2 protein-coding genes, 1 pseudogene and 2 CRISPR repeat arrays are annotated in these 3,169 nt (G+C 59.7%); all 3 genes and pseudogenes read left to right on the top strand.

The features are described 5' to 3' along the window. Positions 1–346: 346 nt before the first annotated feature. A complete protein-coding gene (locus GSD1FS_RS09465) occupies positions 347–613 on the top strand; it encodes a hypothetical protein (protein ID WP_155589380.1) in 267 nt (88 codons plus the stop codon). 95 nt (positions 614–708) lie between these two features. After that, positions 709–1,236, top strand: a complete 528-nt coding sequence (locus GSD1FS_RS09460; RefSeq protein WP_155589379.1) for a hypothetical protein — start codon at positions 709–711, stop codon at positions 1,234–1,236. Between the two features lie 20 nt (positions 1,237–1,256). Then, positions 1,257–1,724: pseudogene (locus tag GSD1FS_RS10470) on the top strand (phage major capsid protein); the annotation flags it as partial. A 99-nt stretch (positions 1,725–1,823) separates the two neighbouring features. After that, a CRISPR array of direct repeats spans positions 1,824–2,096; the repeat unit is 29 nt; unit sequence CGGATCATCCCCGCGAGTGCGGGGCAAAC. A 91-nt stretch (positions 2,097–2,187) separates the two neighbouring features. Next, positions 2,188–2,826: direct repeats of the CRISPR family, unit length 29 nt; unit sequence CGGATCATCCCCGCGAGTGCGGGGCAAAC. Positions 2,827–3,169 lie beyond the last annotated feature (343 nt).

The raw sequence follows: 3,169 nt of genomic DNA, 5'->3' as shown, positions 1-3,169 counted from the left end.
GAGTGCGGGCAAACGTCACCGAACGCATGCTCCCCGCGTTGCGCGCCGGATCATCCCGCGAGTGCGGGCAAACGAGAGCATGATGGACGCGATGGACGGCATGAGGGATCATCCCCGCGAGTGCGGGGCAAACCGGTGCGCGGCGAACACGGTAGCCAGATCGCACGGATCATCCCCGCGAGTGCGGGGCAAACGTCGTCGATGATGTGCAAATCGAAATCCAAGCGTTTTTACGAAACGGGTTGTATGAGATCGATCGAGCTTTCCCAGCAGGCGGCGTCGGTGTTGTGAGGGTGACGGAAAACGGTAGAATAGAAGTTGGATTCTCCAACAAAAAGAAGTGGAGGTGATCGGCATGGACGACATGTATACGCAATTGTTCGAGATCGCCAAGCAATGCATAGACATAATCAAACCCGTGTATCCCAATGAGGATCTGGAGACATTCATTGACGTTGGAGAGCCTGATCTTGCGGTGGTGAGGGCATTGGATCTCGCACATGATAACCCGGATTTGCTTCGGAAATTCCCTGATTCCGTGAGACAACTCACGAAGAACAAGGATTATCCAGAGATTCAAATATTCGCGAATCTTTTGAATAGTCAACAATAATCGCATTGAATTCTTTTCCCCGTCGGCCAGTGGCCGTCGGGGATTTTTATTGCCCGCAGGACGGGCGTGAAACATCAATCAGAAAGGATGGCACCATGGCCGACAACCAGACCGACGAGCCGGAAACGACCGAACCGGAGACCGGGGAGGAAACGCAGACCGGCCAGTCACAGGAGGACAACCAGAAGCCGGATAACCCGTGGGGTGACGATTTCGACGCCTCGAAGGCATGGAAGCTCGTGCAGAACCTGCGTGAGGAGAACAAGGGGCTCAAGGAGAAGAACCGCGCCTACGAGGACGAGAAACTCTCCGACAAGGAGAAAGCCGACCGCGACCTAGCCGAGGCAAGGGAGGAGCTGGAGAAGGTGCGACAGGAGCGCACGCTCGCCCAGATCCAAGCCAAATACCCGACGTTGACCGACGATGACATGACGTTCCTCGGTACCGGCACGGAACAGGAGCTCATGGAACGTGCAGCCAAGCTCGCCTCGCGCATCGGCTCCAACAAGGAAACCGAGCCGAAGCACATGAACCCGTTGCACCGTGAACCCAAAGGCGGCTCCGACCCGACCGGATCACACCATACGGATTTCATTCGCGAAGCCATCCTCAACAACCACTAAGTTTTTGAAAGGAATTTATCATGGCTGAGAATTTCGCCAGCGCCATCAAACGCTCCGACCTTGGTGACGCGCTCATTCCGAGCGAACGCTCCACCGAGATCATCCAAACCCTTCCACAGCAGTCGGTCATCGCCACGCGCGCACGCCGCGTCACCATGAGCAAGCTCAAGAAGACGCAGCCCGTGCTCGCCAGCCTGCCTGACGCCTACTGGGTGAAGGAAGGCGGTCTCAAGCAGACCACGAAGACCGATTGGGAGGACGTGAGCATCACAGCCGAGGAACTCGCCGTGCTCGTACCGATCCCGGATTCCGTGGTCGAGGACGCCGACATCGACCTGTGGGCGGCGATCAAACCGCTGATCGCCGAAGCGTTCGGCAAGAAGATCGATCAGGCCGCACTGTTCGGCGTGGACAAGCCGACCACGTGGGGAACCGACGTGTTCGCAGGTGCGACCGCCGCGAAGAACATCGTCGCCGAAGGCACCGGCACGGACTATGCGGCCGATGTCGCACTGCTCGGCCAGAAGCTCGCCGAACAGGGATTCGCCGCCAACGGCTTCGCCGCCAAGGCGGGTCTCAACTGGCAGCGGATCATCCCCGCGAGTGCGGGGCAAACCCAACGAGTCATAGCAGTCTTCCTAGTCATAACGGATCATCCCCGCGAGTGCGGGGCAAACATGTGCTATCATAATAGCTATGACAGCACATGCGGATCATCCCCGCGAGTGCGGGGCAAACGACACGCTCGACCCGTTCACCAGACAACTCGCCGGATCATCCCCGCGAGTGCGGGGCAAACGTGAATCGGCTATCATATGCGTAGGTTCAAGACGGATCATCCCCGCGAGTGCGGGGCAAACAAACGGTTCTTGCCGCCGTCGTTGTCCAATATCGGATCATCCCGCGAGTGCGGGGCAAACGACGACAACTCGGTATTCGGCAACACCGCGTACGGATCATCCCCGCGAGTGCGGGGCAAACATTCCGGCACGCTTGAGACCGGCCGCGTCATGCGGATCATCCCCGCGAGTGCGGGGCAAACTATGTCTCTTACAACGTGCGACTTCTGCTCGGCGGATCATCCCCGCGAGTGCGGGGCAAACGTTCGAGCAGATCTCGGAGATCACCCAGTACATGGATCATCCCCGCGAGTGCGGGGCAAACCAACTGAGCCTCACCCATGCGGGTTGGTTGTTCGGATCATCCCCGCGAGTGCGGGGCAAACTACGCCACGGCGACATACGCGGCCACGCATGACGGATCATCCCCGCGAGTGCGGGGCAAACGCGAGGTCGTCGCCGATGGGCACGATGCGCTGCGGATCATCCCCGCGAGTGCGGGGCAAACTTGTTGTGTCAGGTCGATGCTCATGCGTCGTCCGGATCATCCCCGCGAGTGCGGGGCAAACGTAACCAACGTCGAAGTCACGCAGGCGCACGACGGATCATCCCCGCGAGTGCGGGGCAAACCCCGGCCAGATCGATCCCGGTCACGGTTTTGACGGATCATCCCCGCGAGTGCGGGGCAAACTTGTGTATGGACTCGCGCGGCCGAACGGCGACGGATCATCCCCGCGAGTGCGGGGCAAACCGGCCAAGCCCGATGTCCGGTTGATGATACGTCGGATCATCCCGCGAGTGCGGGGCAAACACGACCGTCGTGCACCGCACGGCCGTTGAACTCGGATCATCCCCGCGAGTGCGGGGCAAACCAGGTCATACCGTACATCCATTTGGCGCAACGAGGATCATCCCGCGAGTGCGGGGCAAACTTGTCGATGACACGCAGCGTGGTGTCCGTGTACGGATCATCCCGCGAGTGCGGGGCAAACAAGGTGAAAATAAGCCTCGACAACGCGAACATCGGATCATCCCGCGAGTGCGGGGCAAACGGCATCTACCTGACCGACAGTGAGAAAGCCGACGGATCATCC

The organism is Bifidobacterium canis, assembly GCF_009727065.1.
GTDB lineage: Bacteria > Actinomycetota > Actinomycetes > Actinomycetales > Bifidobacteriaceae > Bifidobacterium > Bifidobacterium canis.
The sequence above is the reverse complement of the archived record's forward strand: the minus strand, read 5'-3'. Positions and strand labels throughout refer to the sequence as shown.